The 25,042-nt window shown below is 34.3% G+C and carries 26 protein-coding genes; 8 read left to right on the top strand and 18 right to left on the bottom strand.

Annotated features, from left to right (window positions below):
* Positions 1-57: 57 nt before the first annotated feature.
* Positions 58-2,205 (bottom strand): Tex family protein, encoded by a 2,148-nt coding sequence (locus ACKI2P_RS10130; RefSeq protein WP_407377302.1) that lies wholly within the window; start codon positions 2,203-2,205, stop codon positions 58-60.
* Between the two features lie 144 nt (positions 2,206-2,349).
* On the opposite strand from ACKI2P_RS10130, the gene ACKI2P_RS10125 reads away from it, so the two are divergent.
* Positions 2,350-4,080, top strand: coding sequence for a glycosyltransferase (locus tag ACKI2P_RS10125; protein WP_407377301.1), 1,731 nt, complete (start codon positions 2,350-2,352; stop codon positions 4,078-4,080).
* A gap of 34 nt (positions 4,081-4,114) precedes the next feature.
* Here the strand turns inward: ACKI2P_RS10125 and mmp11 are convergent, their stop codons facing one another.
* The 5 genes from mmp11 to hacA all read right to left on the bottom strand — a co-directional run bounded on the left by mmp11 (position 4,115) and on the right by hacA (position 8,349).
* Entirely contained in the window at positions 4,115-5,053 is a 939-nt protein-coding gene (mmp11, locus tag ACKI2P_RS10120; protein ID WP_407377300.1) for a methanogenesis marker protein 11, read from the bottom strand.
* Positions 5,054-5,066: 13 nt separating this feature from the next.
* Positions 5,067-5,492, bottom strand: coding sequence for a 6,7-dimethyl-8-ribityllumazine synthase (ribH, locus tag ACKI2P_RS10115; protein WP_407377299.1), 426 nt, complete (start codon positions 5,490-5,492; stop codon positions 5,067-5,069).
* A gap of 146 nt (positions 5,493-5,638) precedes the next feature.
* Positions 5,639-6,646, bottom strand: coding sequence for an isocitrate/isopropylmalate family dehydrogenase (locus ACKI2P_RS10110; RefSeq protein ID WP_407377298.1), 1,008 nt, complete (start codon positions 6,644-6,646; stop codon positions 5,639-5,641).
* Positions 6,621-7,100, bottom strand: coding sequence for a 3-isopropylmalate dehydratase small subunit (locus ACKI2P_RS10105; protein ID WP_407377297.1), 480 nt, complete (start codon positions 7,098-7,100; stop codon positions 6,621-6,623). Before ACKI2P_RS10105 ends, ACKI2P_RS10110 begins: the two co-directional genes overlap by 26 nt.
* Positions 7,101-7,104: 4 nt before the next feature.
* Positions 7,105-8,349, bottom strand: coding sequence for a homoaconitase large subunit (gene hacA / locus ACKI2P_RS10100; RefSeq protein ID WP_407377296.1), 1,245 nt, complete (start codon positions 8,347-8,349; stop codon positions 7,105-7,107).
* A 127-nt stretch (positions 8,350-8,476) separates the two neighbouring features.
* Here hacA and ACKI2P_RS10095 point away from each other — a divergent pair, with 127 nt between their 5' ends.
* Complete coding sequence (locus tag ACKI2P_RS10095) at positions 8,477-9,682, top strand: DUF2264 domain-containing protein (protein WP_407377295.1); 1,206 nt, start codon at positions 8,477-8,479, stop codon at positions 9,680-9,682.
* Here the strand turns inward: ACKI2P_RS10095 and amrS are convergent.
* The 5 genes from amrS to ACKI2P_RS10070 all read right to left on the bottom strand — a co-directional run bounded on the left by amrS (position 9,679) and on the right by ACKI2P_RS10070 (position 13,403).
* On the bottom strand, positions 9,679-10,551 hold the full coding sequence (gene amrS / locus ACKI2P_RS10090; protein ID WP_407377327.1) for an AmmeMemoRadiSam system radical SAM enzyme: 873 nt from the start codon (positions 10,549-10,551) through the stop codon (positions 9,679-9,681). The genes ACKI2P_RS10095 and amrS overlap by 4 nt on opposite strands.
* The gene (gene thiL / locus ACKI2P_RS10085) at positions 10,538-11,461 is read right to left on the bottom strand and encodes a thiamine-phosphate kinase (RefSeq protein WP_407377294.1); all 924 of its coding nucleotides are present in this window, start codon (positions 11,459-11,461) and stop codon (positions 10,538-10,540) included. Before thiL ends, amrS begins: the two co-directional genes overlap by 14 nt.
* A gap of 62 nt (positions 11,462-11,523) precedes the next feature.
* Positions 11,524-12,030 carry a sirohydrochlorin nickelochelatase gene (gene cfbA / locus ACKI2P_RS10080; RefSeq protein WP_407377293.1) on the bottom strand — a complete coding sequence of 169 codons (507 nt, stop codon included), beginning with the start codon at positions 12,028-12,030 and terminating at the stop codon, positions 11,524-11,526.
* A gap of 94 nt (positions 12,031-12,124) precedes the next feature.
* On the bottom strand, positions 12,125-13,033 hold the full coding sequence (gene cfbA / locus ACKI2P_RS10075) for a sirohydrochlorin nickelochelatase (protein WP_407377292.1): 909 nt from the start codon (positions 13,031-13,033) through the stop codon (positions 12,125-12,127).
* Complete coding sequence (locus ACKI2P_RS10070; protein WP_407377291.1) at positions 13,005-13,403, bottom strand: Zn-ribbon domain-containing OB-fold protein; 399 nt, start codon at positions 13,401-13,403, stop codon at positions 13,005-13,007. Before ACKI2P_RS10070 ends, cfbA (ACKI2P_RS10075) begins: the two co-directional genes overlap by 29 nt.
* Before the next feature lie 171 nt (positions 13,404-13,574).
* Here ACKI2P_RS10070 and ACKI2P_RS10065 point away from each other — a divergent pair, with 171 nt between their 5' ends.
* Positions 13,575-14,519, top strand: a complete 945-nt coding sequence (locus tag ACKI2P_RS10065) for a hypothetical protein (RefSeq protein WP_407377290.1) — start codon at positions 13,575-13,577, stop codon at positions 14,517-14,519.
* Complete coding sequence (locus tag ACKI2P_RS10060; RefSeq protein WP_407377289.1) at positions 14,509-15,375, top strand: TadE/TadG family type IV pilus assembly protein; 867 nt, start codon at positions 14,509-14,511, stop codon at positions 15,373-15,375. The genes ACKI2P_RS10065 and ACKI2P_RS10060 overlap by 11 nt, the downstream gene beginning before the upstream one ends.
* Here the strand turns inward: ACKI2P_RS10060 and ACKI2P_RS10055 are convergent.
* Genes ACKI2P_RS10055 through ACKI2P_RS10040 form a run of 4 tightly spaced genes read right to left on the bottom strand, consistent with a single transcriptional unit; the run spans position 15,372 to position 18,866 of the window.
* Positions 15,372-16,634: a magnesium transporter gene (locus tag ACKI2P_RS10055; RefSeq protein WP_407377288.1), complete on the bottom strand. Its 1,263-nt coding sequence runs from the start codon at positions 16,632-16,634 to the stop codon at positions 15,372-15,374. The genes ACKI2P_RS10060 and ACKI2P_RS10055 overlap by 4 nt on opposite strands.
* A gap of 36 nt (positions 16,635-16,670) precedes the next feature.
* Positions 16,671-17,273 carry a potassium channel family protein gene (locus ACKI2P_RS10050; RefSeq protein ID WP_407377287.1) on the bottom strand — a complete coding sequence of 201 codons (603 nt, stop codon included), beginning with the start codon at positions 17,271-17,273 and terminating at the stop codon, positions 16,671-16,673.
* Between the two features lie 9 nt (positions 17,274-17,282).
* Positions 17,283-18,359, bottom strand: coding sequence for a precorrin-3B C(17)-methyltransferase (gene cobJ / locus ACKI2P_RS10045; protein ID WP_407377286.1), 1,077 nt, complete (start codon positions 18,357-18,359; stop codon positions 17,283-17,285).
* Between the two features lie 9 nt (positions 18,360-18,368).
* The gene (locus ACKI2P_RS10040) at positions 18,369-18,866 is read right to left on the bottom strand and encodes a hypothetical protein (RefSeq protein ID WP_407377285.1); all 498 of its coding nucleotides are present in this window, start codon (positions 18,864-18,866) and stop codon (positions 18,369-18,371) included.
* Positions 18,867-19,047: 181 nt separating this feature from the next.
* Here ACKI2P_RS10040 and ACKI2P_RS10035 point away from each other — a divergent pair, with 181 nt between their 5' ends.
* The gene (locus tag ACKI2P_RS10035) at positions 19,048-20,778 is read left to right on the top strand and encodes a DNA-directed DNA polymerase II small subunit (protein WP_407377284.1); all 1,731 of its coding nucleotides are present in this window, start codon (positions 19,048-19,050) and stop codon (positions 20,776-20,778) included.
* Between the two features lie 9 nt (positions 20,779-20,787).
* Entirely contained in the window at positions 20,788-21,375 is a 588-nt protein-coding gene (locus ACKI2P_RS10030) for a class II aldolase/adducin family protein (RefSeq protein ID WP_407377283.1), read from the top strand.
* On the opposite strand, the gene ACKI2P_RS10025 is transcribed toward ACKI2P_RS10030, so the two are convergent.
* Positions 21,372-21,539, bottom strand: coding sequence for a Met repressor (locus tag ACKI2P_RS10025; protein ID WP_407377282.1), 168 nt, complete (start codon positions 21,537-21,539; stop codon positions 21,372-21,374). The two genes, ACKI2P_RS10030 and ACKI2P_RS10025, sit on opposite strands and share 4 nt — an antisense overlap.
* 142 nt (positions 21,540-21,681) lie before the next feature.
* Between ACKI2P_RS10025 and ACKI2P_RS10020 the strand changes: the two genes are divergently transcribed.
* Entirely contained in the window at positions 21,682-21,930 is a 249-nt protein-coding gene (locus ACKI2P_RS10020; protein ID WP_407377281.1) for a UPF0147 family protein, read from the top strand.
* Between the two features lie 23 nt (positions 21,931-21,953).
* Here ACKI2P_RS10020 and ACKI2P_RS10015 read toward each other — a convergent pair whose 3' ends face one another.
* Both ACKI2P_RS10015 and ACKI2P_RS10010 read right to left on the bottom strand, forming a co-directional pair.
* The gene (locus tag ACKI2P_RS10015; RefSeq protein ID WP_407377280.1) at positions 21,954-22,967 is read right to left on the bottom strand and encodes a cobalt-precorrin 5A hydrolase; all 1,014 of its coding nucleotides are present in this window, start codon (positions 22,965-22,967) and stop codon (positions 21,954-21,956) included.
* On the bottom strand, positions 22,964-23,962 hold the full coding sequence (locus ACKI2P_RS10010) for a cobalamin biosynthesis protein (protein ID WP_407377326.1): 999 nt from the start codon (positions 23,960-23,962) through the stop codon (positions 22,964-22,966). The genes ACKI2P_RS10015 and ACKI2P_RS10010 overlap by 4 nt, the downstream gene beginning before the upstream one ends.
* Before the next feature lie 101 nt (positions 23,963-24,063).
* Here ACKI2P_RS10010 and ACKI2P_RS10005 point away from each other — a divergent pair, with 101 nt between their 5' ends.
* Positions 24,064-24,546, top strand: a complete 483-nt coding sequence (locus ACKI2P_RS10005; RefSeq protein WP_407377279.1) for a DUF2299 domain-containing protein — start codon at positions 24,064-24,066, stop codon at positions 24,544-24,546.
* The last annotated feature ends 496 nt before the right edge of the window (positions 24,547-25,042 follow it).

The raw sequence follows: 25,042 nt of genomic DNA, 5'->3' as shown, positions 1-25,042 counted from the left end.
TCGATCCCTTCTACAAAATTAATTTTATATCATTATATAATATTGATGTTTAAATATTTAAATTATCATCGATAAATTGATTCTATTTCTATTTACATCCACATCAAGAACCTTAACGTCAACAATTTCTCCGACACTGACTATGTCTAAAGGATGTTTTACATATCTGTTTTCAACAAGCTGTGATATATGAACCAAACCGTCCTGATGAACACCTATATCGACAAATGCACCAAAATCAACGATGTTTCGAACTGTTCCCTGCATTATCATTCCGATTTCCAAATCTTCAATTGACAAGACATTTTTTCTTAAAATCGGTTTTGGCATATCCTCACGAGGATCACGGCCGGGTTTTTTAAGTTCTGAAACGATATCCTTTAAAGTTTCCATACCTACATCCAAATCACTTGAAATAGCTTCCAAATCCAGATTATCAAGCTTTAATTTTTCAGAACCTATGTCATTAACAGTATAATTCAACTTATCCAACAGCTTTTGAGTTACCGCATATGATTCCGGATGAATTGTGGTATTGTCAAGAGGATAGTCCGGATTGTCAATCTTTACAAAACCCGCACACTGCTCATAGGTTTTTTTACCTAATTTTTTTACATTTAACAGCTCTTTTCTATTGGAAAAGCTTCCGTTTTCATCCCTGTATTCAATTATGTTTTTTGCGGTTGTTTTTCCGATTCCTGAAACATGATTTAGCAGGCTGTATGATGCGGTATTCAAGTCAACACCAACTTCATTAACTACCTTTTCAACAACTCCGTCCAAGGACTCTGAAAGCTGTTTCTGGTTCATGTCATGCTGATACTGACCGACACCAATGGACTTAGGATCTATCTTTACAAGCTCGGCCAAAGGATCCTGAAGTCTCCTTGCAATTGAAACGGCACTGCGTTCCCCTTCTGAAAAGTCAGGAAACTCCTCATCTGCAAGTTTTGAAGCTGAATAAACTGATGCGCCGGCCTCATTGACAATGATATATTCAACATCAGTTCCTTTAATAATTTCAGCTACCACCTCTTCAGATTCCCTGGAGGCCGTACCGTTTCCGATGGCAATGACATTAATATCATATTTTTTAATAAGTTCACGGACGGTTTTTATTGATTCTTTCACCTTGTTTTGCGGTTCGGTCGGGAAAATCAATTCTGTATCCAAAACCTTACCGGTTTCATCAATTATTGCAAGCTTGCAGCCGGTCCTGAAGGCCGGATCCCAACCTAAAATCACCTTTCCCACCAAAGGAGATTCCATCAAAACCTGATTTAGATTCTGTGCAAACACTTCAATTGATTTTTCTTCAGCCTTTTCAGTCAGATAATTTCTGATTTCACGCTCGATTGCTGGTGAAATCAGCCTCTTATATGAGTCTTCGATAGCTTCCTTAATGAGTGGTGTTGTATACCTGTTGTATTCTATTTTTTCAGGAACCCTGGAGACATTCCTTAAGGTGTGTCTGTTGAGATACTTTATAATATCATCGGAATCACACTCGATTTTGACCTTTATGACACCCTCGTTTTCAGCCCGGTTAATTGCCAGAATCCTGTGTGGAGGAATTCTTTTAACTTTTTCGGAGTAATTATGATATATGTCATATTCGTTGGATATTTCCTTGTCCTTCACCTTGGATGTAATCTGACCAGTGTAAAAAGTGTTTTGTCTTATTTTTTTTCTGAAATCGGAATTGTCTGAAATTATTTCTGCAATAATGTCCTGAGCTCCCTGAATTGCCTCTTCGGGAGTCTTTACCTCATCAGTTACATAACTTTTTGCTATCTGTTTAACAGGTTTTTTAAGGTCCTGTGCCATTATTATTTTAGCTAAAGGCTCCAGACCTTTTTCTTTAGCTTTTGTTGCCCTTGTCTGTTTTTTGCTTTTATACGGCCGGTACAAATCCTCAAGCTCAACAAGTGAACCGGCATTGAAAATCCGATTTTTCAAATCATCATCTAATTTTCCAAGCTCTTCTATTCGTTTCAAGATTTTTTGCTTTTTATCCTCAAGATTTCTAAGATATTTCAATCGTTCATCGAATTTCCTTAAGGTTTCATCGTTTAAAGAACCTGTAACATCTTTTCTATATCTGGAAATGAAAGGTATAGTATTTCCGTCATCGATTAATTTGATTACCTTTTCAACCTGCCAACGGGCCAGATTTAATTCCTTTTGAAGTGTTTCTATTATCATTGAAATTACAATCCTTTATTTAAAATTTATAATAAATAATTAAGATTAAAAATAATTTAAATTTTTTTATCTTGAAAATGAAACTATTTAAATACGAATTAAAATATAAATAAAAATAATTAAATTATTTCATGGTGAATGTAAGTGTATTGGTTTTTTGTAATACTCACTTTCTTGCTGGCTAGTATAAATAGCAACAAGAAACCAAAATATCAAAAGGTTTCAGTTATCATACCGGCATATAATGAAGAGGATACTGTAGCCAAAGTGGTTGGAGTAATCAAAAAGGTGTCGTTTGTAGATGAAATCATAGTTGTAAATGATGGATCAAGTGACAATACCGAAGAGGAAGCTATTAAAGCCGGAGCCGTAGTAATCAACCATGAAACTAATAAAGGAAAAGGTGAAGCCTTAAATACAGGTTTTAAAGAGGCCGAGTGCGACATCATAGCTTTTATCGATGCTGACATTTACAACTTGACAGCCAAAAAGGTAGAAGCCATGATAATGCCTATTCTGGAAGGCAAAACCGACATTACAAAAACCAAATTCGCACGTGAAAGCGGCCGTGTAACCGAACTTACCGCAAAACCTTTACTAAACTTTTTCTTTCCGGAAATTTCATTCGAACAGCCTTTAAGCGGTCAGTTTGCGGCACGTAAGGAAGTTCTAAAAAGGATTAATTTTGAAGTGGATTATGGAGTGGATGTAGGAATCGTCATTGACGCTGATGTTTTGGGAATCTCAATTACTGAAGTCGACATCGGTGCAATCCAGCATGACATGTCTCCATTGGCAGATCTGCATTTGATGGCCAATGAAGTTGTAAGAACAATCATAAACCGTGCAAACAAGTACGGAAGAGTGACAATGATTGATGAAATCGGATACGATATCAGAATGGCCATTGTCGGTTTATCACTTGTTATTTTAAGTATATTTACTGTATTTTTCGTTAGGTTTGTTCCTGTGGCCGTTGCGGCAGTACTCACACTGATCGGTATTATCGTGTCTTTATATTACATTATAAAAGTCATTATTAAATCACTCAGAATGTTCAGAAAGACACCAAAAAGAAATATGATAAAATCCTTTGTTAAAATTCACTTTCCACTGATAATTTCAATAATCATTCTCCTTTTGATGATATCAACATTCATTGGTGCAGCGCACTTCGAAAACGGAGTATTATCCATTGAACCGAACTCAAGAAACTTGATTATTTATGCTGATGACTCTCCAAGGGATAATGCAATCACCGTAAGAGGACCATACACAATAGATTCAGCAATCGAAAATGAATCGGACCAGATTAGAATGCCATCAGATGCAATGATGACATTAGGTATCAAAACAAACGATACAATGGTCATTTCAGGTTCTACATATACTATAAATGATACTCGTTCAGGAGAGAGTGATATCATAAGACTATCCAATGAAGCTAGAAAAGCACTGGATATCCAAACAGGCTCTGTAATTCAAAACAGCCGTTTGAAAGAAATATTTGAAGGTGTGGGAGTTCTTCACAGTTATGAAAGTGAAAACACAACCACAATAGAAAAATTAACAATTTCCTCAAGGGATAAAATGGGCTGTAACTTTGAAGTGTTCATGGACAATGAATCAATTGCAAACTCATTTGGAATATTCAGGGACAACTCCACATATTCCATCACTGTAAATGATGAGCTGGTCAAATCAGTGGATTACACAAACAACACATTCAGTGACTGTAATTTCACATATGATGGCCATAATTTTGAAATAAAATTCGTGGATAGAAACAACACTTCCATAAAACAGTTCGTAAGGTCAGATCAAGGCAATTTCTTAAATATATACATTAACGATGTTGAAAATACAAGTGATTAAAAAAAATAGTAAAATCTAAGAAAAATTTCTTAGATTATTTTTTGTCATATGCTTTTACAGCTTCTTCAACATCATTATAAAGTCCAAGAGCTGCAAGAGCACCTACTTTTCCCTGTTCGCCTGTAACGGCAATCAGAGGAATATTTAATTCTTGAGCAACTTTTTCTGCAGTTTCAACATCCATCATTCCTGATTTTGTTGCAATGGAATATTCCCTTAATTTTTCAGGAATATCCAACCCTTCCAAAATAGCTATTGCAGTTTTATCAGATAATGTATCCCTTTTAAGGATTTCAATTACCCTATTAATTAAATCCTCTTTTTTGGACTGCTCAACTGCAAAGGTCAATGCTATTGAAACACAGTTTTGGGTCTTGTGAGGGTTGTGTGGATACAATTGGACAATGATGTGGTCCAAATATTCAAAGCCTTCACCGGCAAGCTCTACGCCCAAGTTATGTGCCATAGTCCAGGTAGCGCCAGCATCTTTGGTATCTGTATCATCAACACCAATTACTACCTTTTCAAGTTTGGGAGTAACAACTGTTGCTTTTCCGGCTTTTGAACCTCCGCCAACTTCAATCAGTTCAACATATTTAACACCATCACCCATTCCTCTACACATTCCAGCTCCAACGCCTGCGCCTGCAAGGCCGGCATGGGTTACCTTGACCTCATCACCATCAACGACGATTTCATCAATGCCTGCAGCATTAAAACTGGCTTTCAGGTCCAATGGAGCTGAACCTACGTGGCATGAGTAAACATGTTTGTTTCCATCACGATAAGCTGAATCAATTAGTTCTGAATTGTTTCTGTATTGATTTAACAACCAATGAGACCCGGAAATACATGGATGATACTCGACGATTTCAACCTTATCGCCGTCAACCATGGTTAAAACTTTCTCATATGGTGCAATCCATGGATCTTGAAATTTTTCTCTTAATTCATTAGGTTTTAAAATTTCCATCGAATCACTAAATTTAGTCTTCTTCAAGTTCTTTTAATCTGTCGCACATTTTAATAGCTGCTTCAACTGCACTTTTTGCGTTTTTGACACGTCTGTGTGCATCTAATCTGGTCATTCCAGGTCCTGTAATACCTAAAGCTACAGGAGTATCATATTCAAGTGCTAAATCTGCAATTTTACGAGAAGCGTGTTGTGCCACGATTTGATCGTGGTCAGTTGCGCCTTCAATTACGGCACCTAAAGTGATGATTGCATCATATTCGTCTTTTTGTAATAATTTTTTAATTACAAGCGGCATATCAAATACGCCTGGAACAGCAACTACTTTTGTAATTTCGCAGTCCCTATTTTTAGCTTCTGCTTGAGCTAATTCTAACATCATCTGAGTTATATCATAATTAAATTCTGCAACAACTGCTGCAATTTCATATTTTACCATTTAAACTACCTCTTTTTATTTTATCCAAATATAATAAGTAAGAATCCTGCTACCCCACTAACTACCATAATGAATATGATAAATAGTGCCGCTAATTGCATTCTTGTCAATTTTTTGAAATCCATATTCTTCTGCTCCATTAAGTTTTATAAATAATCTTTAACTGCCTGAGCAACCTCCATAGTGGAAGCGTTTCCGCCCAAATCACCAGTTAAAATATTAGCATCATTTAATACTTTCAATATTGCTGCATCCAATTTGTCAGCAGCTTCATTTTCTCCAATGTATCTTAGCATCATTACGCTTGACAGCATCATTGCTATCGGATTTGCTTTTCCCTGACCGGCTATATCAGGTGCTGAACCGTGAACAGGTTCAAACAATGCGCCATCCAAACCAATATTGGCGGAAGGTATCAAACCGAGACCACCAACCAAACCGGCCCCTTCATCTGATAGGATATCTCCAAAGAGATTTGTGGTTACTATGACCTCGAAGGATTCCGGCTGAGTGATGAGATACATTGCGGTTGCATCCACATAAAAGTCCTCGGTTGCTATATCAGGATAATCCTTAGCAACTTCATAGAAAATTTCTTTAAACAAACCATCGCTTTTTTTAAGAACATTGGCCTTGTGAACAGCTGTTACCTTAGATTTATCGTTTTCACGTGCATAATTGAATGCAAAATCAATTATACGGCTTTCAGCTTCACGTGTTATGATACGTCTTGCTACAGCTCCTTCATCAGTATATTCCTCTTCATCAGCAATATACATACCTTCTGTATTTTCCCGAACAATCATGAAATCGATATTTTCAGACAATGCATTTGTATTAGGATACGCCTTTACCGGCCTTAAGTTGGCAAACATCTTCATCTCTTGACGTATTTTAACAATTACGTCCGCTGCAGTTTCACCGGCCGCACCGAATAGGCATGCATCTGCATTGCGAATGATATCAAGGGTTTCGCCCGGAAGGGCTGTGCCTGTTTTTTCAAGACATTCATCTCCGGCTTCGCCATAAACATAATCAAAATCAATATCCAAAGCATCAAGAACGAAAATCGCCGCTTCCATAACTTCCTTTCCAATTCCATCACCGGGAACGACGGCTATCTGATATTTATCTTTTGTTTTTGAGGTACTCAATCAAACCACCTTGCTCCAATATTTCTAACATGAATGGAGGTAACTTCTTAAAAGTTATTGACTCGCCATTCTCATTTGTTATTATGCCTTTGTCCATATCAACTTCAATTTCCTCTTGATTTTCTACCAGTTGTGAAATTCCAGGAGCTTCCAAGAGGGGAACGCCGACATTGGTTGCATTCCTATAAAAGATTCTTGCAAATGACTCTGCTATGACTGCAGAAACTCCGGCTCCCTTAAGTGCGATCGGTGCATGTTCACGAGAAGATCCGCAACCAAAATTCCTTCCGGCTACAATAAAATCTCCTTTTTTACATTTTTGATTAAATTCTGCATCCAAACCTTCCATACAATGCTCGGCCAATCTTTTTTCATCAGTATATATTAAATATCTTCCGGGAACAATGATATCTGTGTCAATATCGTCTCCAAATTTCCATGCAGTTCCTTTCACAATATCACTCCGGTGCAACAATTTTTCCTTCAATTGCTGAAGCGGCAGCTACAGCAGCAGAGGATAAATAAACTTTACCGTCAGGTGAACCTTGTCTTCCTTTAAAGTTTCTGTTTGAAGTAGAAAGGCTTACCTCTCCAGGACCTATAATTCCTGTGTGTCCTCCAAGACATGGACCGCAACAAGGAGCGGAAACAAGCGCTCCAGCTTCGACAAATATTTTAATTAATCCTTCATCGAGGGCTTTTGTGTAAACTTCCCTGGATGCTGGAATTACAAGCATTCGAGTATCTTTTGCTACTTTATTTCCTTTTAATATTTTTGCAGCAACTCTTAAATCACTTAACCTGCCGTTAGTGCAGGATCCTAAAAATACCTGGTCAATCTCTTGGTCGACTTCACTTACTGAACAAACATTATCGACATGATGAGGACAGGCAACCTGAGGCTCCAAATCACTCACATCAATATCTATTATATTAAGAGACGAGGAATCCAAATCTGTCTTAAAAATCTGATATGGTTTATTTGAGCGTTTTTCAACATAATCAATAGTTTTTTTATCAGGCTCTACCAAACCTGTCTTTCCACCCATTTCAATAGCCATATTGCATAAAACCATCCTTTCAGATATGCTCATGTTTGATACTGTCTCACCAGCAAATTCACATGCCTTGTAAGTTGAACCGTCAGCACCTACCTGGCCGATGATATTCAAAATCACATCTTTGGCATAAACATTATTCTGGAGTTCGCCGGTTATTTCAAAACGATTTGTTTCAGGGACTTTAAACCACAAATTGCCCTCAGCAAATACCATAGCCATGTCGGTTGAACCAATACCGGTTGAAAATGCACCTAAGGCACCATGAGTACATGTATGAGAATCAGCCCCAACAATAACTTCCCCAGGTACAACATGACCCATTTCCGGAAGTATCTGATGGCAAACACCTGCATTTACATCATAAAAATTTTCTATTCCTTGCTGTTTAACAAAGTTTCTCATGATGAGATGATTGTTGGCTGAATCAATTGAGTCTGCTGGAACCTGATGATCGAAAGGAATGACTATTTTTGATGGATCCCAAACCTTTTCAGTACCAATTTTTTCAAAAGATTCTACTGAAAGAGGTCCAGTTAAATCATGTATCATAGCTACATCAATATCAGCTATAACTATATCTCCAGCTTCAACATTACTTTTATCGGCTGCTTTAGCTAATATTTTTTCAGACATTGTTGGCATATTTTTAACCTCTTAATAATGATAAATATATGTATTTTATAAAATATATAAGTTAGTCCCATAATGAAAAAAATGCAATTTTTAACTGATTTTAATATTTATATATAATATTAGACATACTAATATTATGAGCTCATTTTTGGATAGATTTAAAAAAAACGAACCCCCTATTGTAGAGGAAGAAACCCCAACCTGGGAAGATAGGGATTATTGGATTTCAATTTTACAGAAAATAACTTATCCTGTTTTAAATAACTTATCAAAAGGTAGTTTAAGGAAAAACATGCCTTACGAATCCACAAGCCCTGAAGGGCAAAAATTCTCATACCTTGAAGCGTTTGCACGGGTATTCAATGGAATTGCTCCATGGTTGGAACTTGGACCGGACAATACTGAAGAAGGTATTCTTCGTGAAAAATACATTCGCGTGACAATAAAAGCTATTTCCAATGCAGTAAATCCGAACAACAATGATTATATTTTTGCTGTCGAACCTAAACAGTCATTAGTGGATGTTGCTCTATTTGCACAAGGGTTACTTAGATCCAAAAATCAAATCTGGCTCAATTTACAAATGGATGATCAGGCAAGAATTATTCGTGAGCTCAAAAATACCAGGGTTATAGCACCTTATGAAAATCATTGGCTGTTATTTACATCCATGATTGAAGCCGCACTTCTGGAATTTACAGGCGAATGTGATAAAGAACGTTTAAGCTACGGTATTCGCAAATTTATAGATGAGCTATATATGGGAGATGGAATCTATTCTGATGGTTCACAGTTTACTGTAGGATATTTCAACAGCCTAGTAATCCACCCTATGTTGAATGACATCCTTAAAGTAATGAGGAAATATGGACTCAGTGAGGGTGAATTTTTAGATGTCCAGTTAATGAGATCATCCAGATTAGCTTCACAGCTGGAAAGGATAATTTCACCGGATGCAACCTATCCTCTTTTAGGCCAATGCCTGTCATATCGTTGCGGAGTTTTCCACCTGCTTTCACAGGCGGCACTGTTGAAAATATTGCCTAGAAACATTAATCCGGCTCAGGTCAGGTCTGCACTAACAGCAGTTATTAGAAAACAATTTGCTGAAAATCAGAACTTTTCCGCCAATGGCTGGTTGCTTGTCGGAGTAAACGGTTCACAAATAGACATTTCTGAAAGTGACATCAATACTGGAAGCCTTTACTTCTGCTGTACCGTATTTTTACCATTAGGATTAAGAGACGATGATCCGTTTTGGAACTCTCCATCTGCAGAATGGACAAGTGTGCAAGCATGGAAAGGACATCCTATTCAAAAAGACCAATCAATTAATTTTTAGATATTTCCCAAGTGGATATTTTTTATCCCCTTATTTTTTGCTATTTCTTTTGCTTTATACAATATTTCAGGATTTGTTGGTGAAATATCATTCATTTTATAATATGGAAATGCTCGTGTGAAATGAACCGGAACTTCAGGAGCCAACTCATCGACAACAAAATCACATAATTCAGAAATCTCATCTTCAGAATCATTATGGTCATTTATCAATAAATTTGTTATTTCCAAATGTTTCCCTTCAAGATAAACTCTTCTGATATTATCCAAAACTATGTCCAAATCGGCGCCGCATACTTTTTTATAAAACTTTTGTGACATTGATTTTAAATCTATGTTGAATGCATCGACAAATGTTAAAATTTCTTCTGTTGACTTATCCGAAAAGTATCCGTTTGTTACGTAGATGATTTTCAAGTTTTTGCTTTTTGCCAAAAGAGAAGTTTTTTTGTTGAATGGCATGTGTATGGTAGGTTCATTATATGTCCAAGCAATTGACTTGCAATCGTATCTAAGTGCATTTTCCACAATGCCCTCTGGTGTTATTTCAATACCCAGGGAATTTTTATCATACTCCTGTGAGATCATATAGTTCTGGCAATGCAAACATGTCATGTTGCATCCAAAACCCCCTATTGAATAGGTAAATGTGCCAGGTAGAAAATGATAAAGAGGCTTTTTTTCAATAGGATCTGGACTCAATGAAGAAACAATCCCGTATGATTCATCAAAAAGTTCCCCGTTAATATTTTTGTGCTGTCTGCAGATTCCAGATTTGCCATCGGCAATTTTACAATAGTTTGCGCAAATCTCGCATCTGATTTTTTGTGTCTTTGAACTTTTCTTATACAAATCATTACTCACTAACATAATGCTCATAACCCCTGTTTTCAATTCTTTCAACAAAACCGTTTTCCAATGTTAATTCAACCACATCGGAATCTGTAACTTCACCAATCACCTTATAGTCAATAGCCAGTGTATCCAAATTATCTTTTGAAATGGTGAAAAGCAATTCGAAATCCTCGCCTACATGAAAAATCTTATCCAAATAATCAAGTCCCAGATTTTCACAAATCTGTTTATACTCATCAGAAATGCCCAGCAAATCTTCATAAATCATGAATCCAAAATTATCCTTTTTAATCTCATACAGTTCGCTTGCAAGTCCATCTGTAATATCAGTGGCTGAAGTTGCAAAATCCTTTAAAATCTGACCTTCCTTAACTCTGGCAATAGGTTTTAAGGCCTTGTTAGTGTAAATATTATCCAAAGTTTCCAGTTCAAAACCGAGTGCGGCAAGGCCAATATCTCCTGTGACGGCTATCAAGTCACCTTTTCCATAGGTATCTTTCATCAAAGGATTCTCGCATACTCCAAGGGCAGTACCCGAAATAATAATTTCAGATGCCTCATTTGTATCCCCACCAATCAGCGGAATTGAATAGAAATAGCAGGCTTCAAGGACTCCTTGAATAATTTCTTTAAAAGAATCAACATCCAAATCCTTTGGCATGGCAATTGCAAGTAAAAATCCGATTGGTTTAGCCCCCATGGCCGCAAGGTCACTCACATTAACTGTAACCGACTTAAATCCCATGTTGAAATAAGACATGTTGTCTGGAAAGTGCCTTGATTGGATGAGCATGTCACAAGTGGAAATTAAGTTAGTATCACTAAATTGGGTAATGGCCGTGTCATCAGGAGTTATATGTTTAGAATTAGCGATAATATAGCGAATAAGTTCTTTTTCACCAATATCTGAGACTTTTATTGTCATGAATATTAGTATAAACTTTAAAATAAATATAGTTATTCAAAAAAAGTAAATAAATTTCAGAGCTATAAGTGCTCTGAAACTCTGTCTTTTATTATTTCATACATACGTTTGTCGATTCCAAGAGGATCGGTTAAAACGATTTCACCATCAAATTCAAAGCTTTCCTCTTCATCATCATGATGGTGGTGATGATGATGTCCGTGACCGTGTCCATGGCCGTGATCATCGTGTCCGTGATGGTGGTGATGATGATGCCCGTGACCATGGCCCTCGACAGATTCAGGGTCAAAATCACTTTCAATACCAAGCATTCCTGGAATGTCCCTTTTTGTATGCAATCCATGAGCTACAAATACAGGTACAACAATGATTTTTTCCAAATCGTTTTCAGAAGTTAATTTGTTGATAGTTTCCGGTATGCCCGGCTTTCTGATTTCCATAAACCCATATTCAACAGGCATATCTGGAAATTCTTCTTTATACATTTCTTTATAAGCTTTAATTACTTCTTCACCATCATCCAATCTAGAACCGTGGCTTAAAAGTAAGATTCCTGTTTTTTCAGACATATTTTATCATCCGTTAATTGATTATAATTAATTTTTGAGTTAAATATTTTTAAGTTATCTTGAAAAAATAATTTTTCAAAAAAAATATGAAAAATTATAATTTTTCATCTATCATAGCAACCAAAATATCTATTAAAATATCATCGGCCTTAATAGGTTCCGGATAAAGAATTTCCCCGTCGAACTCTACAGGAGTCAAATCATGGGTATGGTCATGACCGTGTCCGTGTGAATGGGAATGTTCATGCTCATGAGCTTCCAAAAATCCTAAAATATGTGGAATATCGTGAGTTGTATGCATTCCAGGAGCTATAAATATCGGTACAACAACTAATCTTTCCAAATCGTTCTCATCGACTAATTTATTGATTGATTCCGGTATGCTAGGTCCGCACAGTTCCATAAATCCAAAACTTGATGGCAAATCACAAGTCTTTTCGAACTTATTGTACAATTCAGTAGCAAATTCCTTGTTATAGTTTAATCTTGAACCATGGGTTACAAGTAAAATTCCGGTTTTTGCTTCATCAGCCAATTCAGATTCCTTTAAAGCTTCCTCAATTCTTTTATCAATGATATCCAAAAGTTCATCACGCGGTCCGATTGGGCCCAATAACATTATTTCGCCGTCAAAATCAACATCATCGGCTATTGATAAGTAATGTTCAGGCGGATAATTTCCATCAGGACATCTCGGATCAACTTCCAAAGGTTCTAAACCTAACAGAGTTGGTATATCAATATTGGTATGTATCCCCGGAGCTAAAAATACAGGAAGTGCAATGATTTTATCTAAATCATCGACCTGTTCCTTTAGTATTTCAACCGCTCCTGAAATAGTAGGCTCAGACACTTTCATGTATCCTATTTCTGTTGCTATTCCTGTTTTTTTAATAAATTTGTCTTTTATTTGTGTGAAAGTTTCTTCAGCATAAGGTAAAGTACTTCCATGACTTACTAAAATAACAGCGGTATTATTTGATAACTTTGAATTTATATCCATAAGAGATTACTCCGTCTTTTCCATCCTCTCTGATTCTTCTAAATACCATTTCTACATCGTCACCAATTTCAATATCATCAACATCACAGTCTACAAGCTGGGATGTTAATTTTGCACCTTCTTCAAGTTCAATTACTGCAACTGCATAAGGTGCTGATTTTTTGAAATCGTCTGGTGCTGATCTAATTACGGAATAGGTATATATTTTACCTTTTCCACTAAATTGGAATGGCTCTAGATTTCCTTTTCTTCTGCAATTAGGACAGACAACACGAGATGGGAAAAATAATTCACCACATGTGGTACATTTTGAACCAACAAGATTATATCTTTGTTGTATATGACGCCATGTTCTTACAGTATCAGACATGTAAATCCTCCATATATTTTCAATATGTATAATATTGATTCAATAATATAAATAAGTATTTTTTTTATTACTCATTTTAGGATATTTGCAAATATGTAATAACATAATTGCACCTTTTCATACAGTCGCACTTCAAAAATAAACTTATGAATTCTCACCATATTTCTAATAATGAAAATCGATTCGAATGGTAATTTAATACTAGGTACTACTGTTATACTGATAGCAACATTGTTGTTAATTGCAGTTTTTGTTTTTACGACCATAAATTATATTGAAAATGAAAATATCGATTCTCAGGAGAATGATAATTTCAAATATATTGTGGATGACTACTCAAATAATATAGAGGTTTTAGGTAGACAGTCACTCGAAGATGCGTGTGACAAGGTTTTTAAAACGTTTAAACTGATGGATAGTGAAGATCAAATCAAGAAATATCTAAACAAAAAATTGAATGCTAAAAATGAAGAGTTTAAAGAGAAATATGACATTGAAATACATTCCGATACGGTTGCTGTCGAAAGCACAGACAGCCCATGGAAAGTACTGTTCAAGGTCAAATTGAACATTATAAAGGATAACAATCACTTCAGCAAGATTGTTGAAAAAAACGTTTCGATTGAAGGGCTGAGAGACCCATTGCCTATTGCCAAATTGGGTGTGGCATCAGGAATCTTTATAATGGGAGACAAAATGAACTATAAAAATGCGCTAACCCGTTATTTGAAGCTCAGAGATTTGGACTCACCCTTTTCATACGCATTTGCAACCACACCACTGACAATCAAGAAATGCCCATATGACCCATACACTCACCATGGAGATCCCGGAGTATTGGATGACTGTCTTGATAAAGGATATTTTCATGAAAGCGCTGACGGAAGCTGTTATTTATGCAGACTGGAGGGAAAGGGAACATGCCCACATTATGGAATGGAAGTCTTTATCCAACCGCATACGCCACTTACGAACGATTCAATCTCCTGTTCAGACCATGTAATTTTCCATGACCATTATACAGGCCAAAAAATAGACAAACTTGACATTAACAGTCTGATTTTAGATAGTTCCCACAGGAAAAAATATGGATTGGGTGATGACGATGGACAGTAGGGGAAACGCTGCAATCGAAATAGCAATCGTAATGATTGTCGTTATGATGATTGGAGCTGTGGTTTTAAATCTATCCCAATCAATGAACCAGAAGGCAATTGAAGCAAATGAAGCTGAAAACACTGAAATATTGATAAGTGAAGTAATAGACAATCTAATCAACAATCCTGGAATCCCTGAAAACTGGCATGAATATGGGAAGGGAACTCCCGGCCTTGCAATAGGAAATGAGCATGAAGAAACAATATCGAACAGCGTTTCATATCAGAAATTTCTTGCACTTAATAAAAATTACAAAAAACTTGTTAGCGAAAGATTATTTGACTCAAAAGTTAAAACATCGATTGAACTGGTTCCGTTGGAGAGTAGCATTTCAAGTGTAAAAATAGGTGACACAGATGAAAAAGGAAATGTTTTTTCAGCGCATCGTCTGGTAAAATGTGATTTTTTTAAAAAATATGTCATAAATGATTTTAAAATTCCCGGAAAATGCAATCATGGCCATAAACAGGATTCCCATAGCTGCAATTATTTCAAAATATTTAAAGGTAATCTAAAGAACTCCGATTACTATCTGATTGTTGATAAAAATGAGAAAAGTGATTTACGCTATATGGTAGATACCACAAGAGTCGTCAAATCTAGATACTGGCAATCTCCACAAAGCGATATAATCCATCTCAATGATGAAATTAACTTTTATGATGATACAAGTGCCGTCGTATTCATTCATTTCGACAAACCAAAACCCAAGGCTGTATTGATATCCGTTCCGAAATCGTTTAAAATCAACGGCCTGAATTATGATTATTTCAGAACCAATGATTGTGATTTAATCCTAAAAGCCTGGTATTAGATTAAAGCACCTAAAATAAGCAGGGATATGGATATTAATATCAGACTTGAAATTGAATCTGTAACACTGGTTGAAATTGGAATAACTATATTGTCCGGGTCCAAATTATGGTTATATGAAGTAATGGAAATGAAATAAACCAAAAAGACCATTACCAAAATCAATAAAAGGCCGGATAATGTACTAATTTCAACTATATTTACAAAACCAACACCGATTGAATTTAATATGATTGAAGATGCTTCAGCTATAATTCCTATTGTAGGGAACATGATAATGCCTAAAATAAAGCAGATTATAAAATTATGAAGTGTATTTCCCTTTGGCAACTTTAAAGGTTCAATCAAACCTGAATGAAGACCGGAAGATAATCTTGCTCCTAAAATACTTATTAAACTTCCGCTTTCTCCTGAAAATAATGGAAGCAAAGTAAGCAAACTCGGATTTGTAAGCAATGTTTCAACTGAACTGTTTAAAATTCCCCCTGCAGAACCTCCTAAAAAGGAGCATAAGAGCAGTATTGGGGTGGACTGTTTCAAAATTGTTTTGGTCTCATCTGATAATCTGTAACAGTGAACAAAACCTATTAAAACTACAATCAAAATTAAGACAAAAACTGCAAATTTAACAATGAAATTTACATTTAACAATCCTAAAATAAAAATTGAAGCAATAATCGCAGGTAAAGTAAACAAATCTCCAAATGCCGCAATTATTGGACTTGTAATGTTGTCCGGATCCCAGCCATGTTCAAAACTTTTAAATGAAACGAACATGGTAATCGGCAGCATAATCAAATTTGAAATTATTCCGGCAAGTGTACATATCAGAATAAAATCGACCAATCCCATTGATGGATAATTTAAAACAAAACAGAAAAACTTACCGACTATTCCCAAAAAGATTGAAAGTACCAATGTTAAAACAAATGAGGAAAATATGTTGTAGTTTAACTGCTCTGAGAACTTAAATTCGGGTGAAATAAGACCAATGTGCAGGTTTGTAGATAATCTGGAAGCGAAAGAACCAAAAATGTTTCCCCTCATTCCAATAGCACCTGGAATAATAACTAATAGTCCTGGAAAAGTTTCAAGGAAAAATGTCATGTTTCCCAGAATTATACCAGCAATCAAATCACCAAAAGCACAAATTAAAAGTGCAATTAAACCTTCTTTTATTGTGGAACTGTGATCTTCAAAAAAATCAGAAAATGCAGTCATAGATAGTGAACTGCGAATCCTCTTCTGTTTGTCTTTCACAAGTATCACTACCCATAATCATTTTTATCACTCTATCTAATCGTCTTCATCTTCCAGCTCATCCGGAATGTCCTCTAGTGAACATGCTCCAGCGGCTAGCTTTTCAAGTAAATCTCCACCTTCATCTGTTCCTTTCAATATCAAGGTATCACCAGGTAAAAGTGTAGTTTTCTTGTCAGGTCCATAAATCCATGATGAACCTCTTCTTATAGAAATAACTCTCATACCAGTACGGTTAACTAAAAGCAAATCTCCTAATGTATTATTTGCCAAATCTGAATTTTCATCAACTACAACTCTAACGATAGTTTTATCAGATTCTTCCATAACCATTTTAAATACTGGATGTGGTTTAAAACCTTTAATAACCAAATCGGCTAAATCCTTGGCAGCATTTGCAATACTTTCTGCGGCTTCCGCAATTTCGAGCAATGCTGTTAATTTTTCTGCATCCTCATATGATCTAGCTGCAACCAGGGATTCTTTTTTAATTTCATAATTCATTACATTAACTTCATTTTCTAAAGCAAGAACTTCTTCTGCTGCTGCTTTACTGTTAAATAAAATAGCCGAGTAAGCTAAATCAACCATTAGCTCCGACATGTTTTTCATTTCAATTAATAAATTTTTGATTGACACTTGACCCACCTAAAGATCATTTGGATTTGTATTTAATAAACAAGCTCTTCTAAGCTTCAATAAATTTTTTTTCTTTGATTTTAAATCGTCTACCTCTTCTAAAAGATTTTCCAATGGCTCTCTTAAATATTCAACTGTCTGCTTATCATGCAACCACATGCAGTCTTTACAGTTCCAGACATTTTTACCTTTAATCCAGCTTCCTCCAGTAGAAGAGTCTCCGCAAGGATAAAACGGACAATAGCAGAAATCGCAATACTGGCCATCATAGTGACATGGATAAAATTCACAGTCCCTGTTTGGGCCATGGGGGATTTCGCCATTTAAAAATTTTTCATAATGATTTTGTGATAAAGGATGAATTTGAGACCTGATTACATATCCTCTAGGAGTTATCAGCTTTCCATCCTGAATATAAGTTAAGTCATTTCCGACAATCAATGTACATGACATGTTGACAATGTCTTCTGTTAAGTCCTTAACCTTAACAATTGTTTCCTTTGCCGGTTCATAAGTGCTGTCCACAATACCAACCAAAGCATCATCGCCTTTAATGTCTATTACACATTGTTTAAAACGTCTGAACGGTTCTTTTCGGGTTTTACTTATAGGATTGTAAATGGCAACTATAAGATTCGCTTCAAGGGCGTGCCTTAACTTTGTCTCAATTTCAGACAAGGGGGTTAGGATATTACTCAAACTAATAGCGGCAAAATCATGTAAAGGTGCTCCGAGCTTTGCTGAAGCGTAATTCAGTGCAGAAACACCAGGATAGACTTTAACCTCAATGTTCTGTGAGTATTTGCTTAGGATTTGATATAAAACATTGGCCATTCCAAATACACCAGGGTCTCCGGAACTAATCAATGAAACTGTCTGGCCATCCAAACTTTTTTCAATAGCCATTTCAGCTCTGGATATTTCATCACCCATACCTTTTTTGATAATTTCCTTATCGGCTGTTAAATCTTCAATTTGGTTGATGTATTTTTTGTAACCGATTATAACATCTGACTCTTCTATAGCTTTTAATGCTCCCAAAGTCATGTTTTCTCTATTTTGACCAATCCCTATTACATTAATCATAATACCATCCTAGTACAATTTCAAAACAGAATTAATTGTTACTGTATTCCTGTCCACATTCAAACCTGTTCCCTTATAAGCCGCCTTTCCATATGCTATAATTTTATAGGAAGGGTCCTGACTAATAATGATTTGTCCGGATGTAGAATTTGGAGAAGCGTATCCTAAAGCTTCAATTGTTACATTGAATTCACTATTATCAGTGTCTTCATATGTAGTAACATTTATAGATTCGTAATTAATTCCATCCACTTGTGACAGCTCTTCCAGCCGCAAAGCTATATCTTTTTTATTAGAAATGGTAACAGGAGTAGGATCTTTAATCAAAACTTCATTAACTTTTTCAGGGCTGAAAAACCCAGTTATTTTTGAAATTTGCATATCTATTAATCCTTGGATATTTGGGGCTTCAGCAGTGACTATTGTGTATGAACCGAAAAGTCCCAATTCAAAGAATACAACAAATAATACAATGATTAAAACAATTCTTACTATCTTATTCGCCATCTTATCACTATCATTATAATGTAATTTACAATAATAATGTAAAATCTATTTTTAATATATAATAAATATAACTATATTTAATGCAATCCACATGAATTTTTCAATTTTACATTAAGATATCTGATTTACAAATTGAAATTCTCAAAGTTTATTAACATAGAAAATTAAAATTTTAATTAATATGTCAACTAATAAAATTCTATTAAAATTTGCAAAAAAAGGGATAAACCTATCACCTGAAGCTTTTAACAAAGTAATTAATGCTGAAAATCCTCTAGATTTTGCATCAACATTAATAGTTAAATTAAAAAGCGATAAATTTTCATCAAAGGATTTAGTTTCAGTTAGTGGTGAAACTGTCGATAAGCTTTCTGGTATTACTAAAAAAAATGATGACAACTCTCAAAAATCATTAATACCGGATACTCAAGTTGATAAAAAAATTGAAACGCCACAAAAGATTGAAAAAACAAATTCAACACCTCAAAAGCCAATTGAAACAAAGGCAAAACCTGTAAAAACCGAAAAACAGGTAACACCACCTAAAACACCTGAAAACGTATCTTCAATTGAAAGCCTAAAAAAGGATAGCGATCAGCCTGAAAAACATGTCAACAAGATAATTGAACAGACAAGTGAAACTGTAAAAGACGAAAAAATTCAGTTTAAAAGAAATTTAAACAAGACAAATGTTGAATATGATTTCAAAATCATACAGGATACAAGTAAAAAATCATACACAAGCGGTGAACTTGAAAACCTGATTGCATATTTCAAAAGCAGATATGAAAAATTGGCAAATATCCTATCAAAACGACCAGAACTCAGAAGCTATACAAAAATCGCTGACATTAACGATTCCATGGACAGTTTAAGTTTGATTGTGATGGTTCGTGAAATACGTTCAAGTAAAAACGGCCATAAAATCGTTGAACTGGAAGATGATACCGGAACAATTTCAGTATTATTTTCCCAAAACAATGAGGAACTGTTTGCAGATGCAGAAAAACTTGTTAGGGACGAAGTTATTGGTGTTATAGCTAACAAAAGTGATGATAAAGGCTTTGCTTTCGGTCAGCAGATTATTTTCCCTGGAGTTTTGAGAGTTCCAGAAAAGGAAATGGACTTTGGAATAGTATTTTTGTCTGATGTGCACATCGGAAGCCTTACATTTCTGGAAGATGCATTCTTAAGATTTATTGACTGGATTAACTGTGATTTCGGTACAGAAGAGCAAAGAAGAGTTGCAGAAGATATCAAATATCTCATCATCGGTGGAGATATTGTGGATGGTATTGGTGTTTATCCAAACCAGGACCAGGAACTCGCAATTAAGGATATTACACAGCAATACAATGAAGCTGCCAAATTTTTAGGAAATATTAGAAGCGACATCAAGATAATTATTGCTCCAGGAAACCACGATGCATCAAGGGTTGCTGAACCGCAGCCTGCTGTTCCTGAAGAATATGCAAAAGCATTATATGAACTCGACAACGTTGAATTCATTTCAAATCCGGGTGTTGTTTCTCTCGACGGTATAAACGTTCTGATTTACCACGGCCGTAGTTTTGACGATCTGGTAATGGCCGTTAAAGAATTCACTTATGAAAAGAGCGATTTGTTAATGGAAGAGCTGCTTAAAAAGAGACATTTAGCTCCAATTTATGGAGAAAGAACTCCATTAGCTTCAGAACTTGAAGATTATCTTGTGATTGATGAAGTGCCTGATATTTTACATACAGGCCATATTCACGTTAACTCTTATAGAAGATTCAATGGAATTCACCTAATAAATTCCGGAACTTTTCAGACACAAACCAGTTTTCAAAAAATTCACAATATTGAACCGACCCCTGCGGAAGTTCCAGTTATTCATAAAGGACAATATAAGCATTTTAAATTTCTATAGAGGAATTATATGGAAAAGAATATTCAAGAAATTATTGATGTTGGAAATAATATTTATGCCAAAAATCTTGTTTCAGGCAAATCAGGAAATATTAGTAAAAGGATTAAAGGATCATATGGTGACATCATCGCCATAACACCGACCCTAAAGTCATTGTCAAACCTTAAACAGGAGGATATAGTGCTTGTCGATTTCGATGGAAACATATTAACTCAAGGCAAACCTTCATCTGAAGTGAATATGCATCTTGAAATATATAAAAAAAGACAGGACGTGAACGGAATAGTTCACACTCATTCACCTTATGCGACCGGATTTGCATTTTCAAATAAGAAAATTAAACGTCTGGAAGGTTTTGGAGAAATAAAAAAACCGTATTTACCTTCAATTGATTATTATAAGCCAGGCACTATTGAACTGGCAAACAGTGTCGGTGAAAATATTGCAGATGATGATGTTCTTATTTTAAAAAATCATGGTGTTATTTGCGTAAGTGAAAATTTAAAAGAAGCTGAATCTCTTGCAGTATTTGTGGAGGAATCTGCAAAAACTCAATTTGTTACATTGTGTTTAAATTCAGTTGAAGATATTATTTAATCTTCATCTGAAATTACATTAGTTTTATTTCTGTTGGCTAATCCTTCTTCAATCATTTTAAGGATTAAACCTGATAATGAAGTATCTTCATCGATTGCTATTTTTTTCAATTCTTTTTTCAAATCCTTTGGTAAATTAATAGTAGTTTTGCTTATATCTGACATGTATAATAATTCATTTTAATTTAATATAAATTTTTCTACACAAAATTTGATTTTACCAAAAAATATTTAAAGTGATTGCGAACAAATATAATGTTAATATATATTTGACTTATTTTTATATAATTATTTTTGGAGGAGTATTATGAGTAATCAAACTATCGATGAAGTATGTGATATACTTGAATATATTTCAGATAATAACACTGTTCCTCGTAACATTCGAGAAGCAGCAAGTGAATCTAAAGATTTATTAAACGACGAAGAACAGGACCAATCCGTAAGGATTAGTACAGTTTTAGGCAAATTAGACGAAATCAGTAATGATCCAAATATACCAGTTCACGCAAGAACTTTAATTTGGGAAGTTCTCTCTAAATTAGAATCCATCTAATTTTACTTTTTTTTATTTTATTATTACTTTGAAGTGGCAATTGCTATAGTCACACCATCATAAGAAGTTTTTTTATAAATTAGTTTTGAATCAAAACCTGCCATTATCAGTGCTGACGGTTCACAAACGCCCCATATTCCAAATTTAGATTTTACAAATTCTGATTTTTGCACATCTTTTGATTCGAAAAGTTTCAATCTATCCAAATCAACAAATTCGACTGGAATATCTAAAAAATCAGATAAATTTAAAATTCCCTTTTCGTCTTTTTTGATTTCTGCTGAAGTTAACAGATTAACTCTTGATTTATGGATATTCAAATCATATATTGATTTTAAAAATCCGTCCAATATCTTTTCACATTCCTTTCCACGTCTGCAACCAATTCCAACAACAATCTTTTTTTCTCTTAAGATTATTTCATGCCCATCAATGCATGCATGTATTTCATCAGGATTAACATCAGTTGAATAATTTATTGAAACATGAATTTCAAGTGTATTCTTTTTAAGATACTCAAATAAGTAATCAAAATTTTTATTTGGATTTAATAACAGTGAAATCTCTTCACCTTCCAATATTGCCTTGTTGAAATGCAAAATTTCTTTTGTATTGTCAATGTTCAAATAAAGATCTTTAGCGAGAACATCAATACCTAATTTTTTGTTAACATCTGTTGAAGTGGTTATAACTGGAGTAGCATTAATAAGATTCGCTATTTTGTTTGTCAATTCATTTGCTCCACCCAAATGCCCGGACAATGTTGAAATTACAAAGTTTCCATTATCGTCAACATTTATGATAGCTGGGTCTGTAACTTTCGAATCAATCAGAGCTGCAATTGACCTTATCAGTATTCCGGAAGCCATAATTGCAATTATGGCATCATATTCAAAAAATGCTAAAGATAAATGTTTTTTAACATTTTTATGGAATATATCACATTTGATGACAGTTGAATCATTGTCCAATTTTTCTTTTATATCAAATGCCAGCTTTTCACCTTTATCCGAAACTGAAACGATTGCAATTTTCATAATACCACATAAACAACAGTTAATAAAACTAAGATTGTTAAAGTAAATAAAATAATTGATAATTTTGATAAGTTGACCGCTTTGGTAATGTCATCTTTATCAATGCTTTTGTTTGGATTTCCCAAAATGTAAGTATCCTTTTTTATCAGTTGTATATCCAATGCTCCTGCTGTTGTTGCCATAGTATAACCTGAATTCGGACTTGGACATTTTCTGGCATCCCTTCTCATTATTTCAAAGCTGTTTTTTCCATTCAACTTCAACAAATAGGCCGAAATCACAACATATATTCCTGCAATTCTGGAAGGAATGTAATTTAGAACATCATCTATTTTAGCCGGGAAAAATCCTATATGAATAAGCTCTTCAGATTCATATCCTACCATTGCGTCAAGCGTATTGAAAAGTCTGTATAACATTGGAATCAGCAGCAAATAAAACAGTTGATTGTTAAAATCAAAAATAATAATTATTATTCCAAAAATCGCATAATAAAATATCGGAGCAACATAGGAATCTGTTATGTTTTCTGTGAGACTTTCAATCACTGCAGAAACAATGAAACCTTCTGTCAACTCATCAGTGCTTCTGCTTACCAGATATGAAACAGATTTTCTTGCTTTGTCAATACTTTCATCCAAATCCTTTTTAACATCCATTGCAGTCTTTAACAACATATTGATTGAATATGATGATGAAAGTAAAACAGAAAATATAATAAAAAACAAAACAACATTCAATGAAGATATAATATAAATTAAATATAATATAACACTTACACTTGCAATACAACACACTACTAATAGCAATCCTGACATTTTGTTTCTAATATTTATAAATATTTTTTTAAAAAAAGATATGAAAGATCCCATCAAAACAACAGGATGTATTCTTGTTGGAAGTTCACCCGCCACAACATCAATTGCAAGTGAAAAAACAAATGCTAATATAATAAACAAAAATAAATTCAATGAAACAATGTTACTTGTTTTCATCAAGATTATATCATTTATTAATTTATTATATTCAATCATACTTTATTATATATATTAATAAAAAAATAAATAATTTATTATAAAAATTAGATGATGATACTATGGATATTGAAGAACAAATAAAACAATGGTTACTTGACGAGGATTGTTTAAGGGAAATGAAATATGATGAAAATGCTGATTTTCATTTCATAGTTGAATTTCCTAAAGAAAACATAATGGATGTTGTCAGGCCAAAAGGTAAAGATTGTATAATTATTGCCTGCGCAACCCAGGTTGCACCTCAGCATGTAAGTCTCATGCAGGCAGCTGACATTGAAATCCAAAAAGATTTCATTCTGGATTTGAATTTTGGATTGAATAACTTTTTAGTTGATTTTGAACTTCAAATCAATCAAAACATATTACAACAATTTGTCATTACAGATCAAATATTCTTTGATGGTCTTACAAAAGATTCATTCATCAGAACTTTGAAAAGAGTTTTTAAATCAAAATTACATTGTATCTGGTTGATTGACAAAACATTCGGAAGACTTCCTGATATGCAACCTGCTTCCAATGAAAACGATATGTTCATCTAAAGAGGGAGAGGTCCTCTTCAAGTGTAACGTTTTTGCGGATATATTCAAGACTGAAGGGGTATATTTCAACTGTAAACACTTGAAACATATCTCTCTTATTTGCTTTTATTTTTTTATTTTAGTTCATGTAATCTGTTTTTGAAAATTTTTTAAAATTGAAATTTTAAATTTTATTTTTTTACACTTGAAATGCATGTCTCGATTTTCGCTCGTCGCATGATTTTGTTTACACTTGCAATGCACCTCTCTGTCTTAGTTACAAATTATGATAAATTTTTTAAAAGTCATGCTTTTTAAGCTAAATACGGCCGTATTTTCACTAGTTTTCTTTATAATTTACACTTGAAATCATTATCTTATATTTGAAATAGTTTTGTTTCATGTTTTATTTTAACTTAAATTAAATTTATTTGTTTACTGATTAAAATCAAATTATCTATTTTTATTTGATAATATGTGATTTTTGATATTTATTTTAATTTTTAAGATGTTTCAA

Origin of the sequence: Methanobrevibacter sp. (assembly GCF_045541095.1) — an archaeon.
Lineage (GTDB): Archaea > Methanobacteriota > Methanobacteria > Methanobacteriales > Methanobacteriaceae > Methanocatella.
Note: the sequence above shows the minus strand (reverse complement) of the source record. Positions and strands in the feature narration are given on the sequence as shown.